Genomic DNA, 428 nt, shown 5'->3' on the forward strand with positions numbered 1-428 from the left:
AAATCGGAATGGGAGAAAACGCCCTCAGCATTTTTCAATTCTTCCGCGCTGTAGAATACGGGTTTTATATCATATTTTCCGCAAAATTCAAGCAGGCCGTTTTCATCTTTTTTATATCTATGGTCGCTATATTTTTAACTGCCAAAAAGTCGATGTTACTTCTTTCAAGCGCGGAAAATACGGCTTTTTCTATATCATAAACGCTTGCGCTCCTCCGGCATCCTATGCCGACCGCCGCGTTTTTCGGAATTAAATGGAGCGTATTCAAAAAAGGATTTTCTTTAAAAGGGGAAATAACAAATCCCGTCCCATTGTCATTTCCCGGGGAATATAAGTTTATTTCCTTAGGAATACCGCCAGATACTTCAAGCCTTGTTACTAAAGGTATTTTTTCACCTTTCAGAATAAGGGATGAAATTTTCTTGGCA

The 428-nt window shown here is 39.0% G+C and carries 1 protein-coding gene; it reads right to left on the bottom strand.

Features of this window, described 5'->3' with window-relative positions; all coding sequences use genetic code 11:
- Positions 1–64: 64 nt before the first annotated feature.
- A partial coding sequence (locus NE664_14355; GenBank protein ID MCQ4727817.1) for a cobalamin biosynthesis protein occupies positions 65–428 on the bottom strand: 364 nt, incomplete at its 5' end.

Source organism: Anaerotignum faecicola (assembly GCA_024460105.1).
Taxonomy (GTDB): Bacteria; Bacillota; Clostridia; order Lachnospirales; family Anaerotignaceae; genus JANFXS01.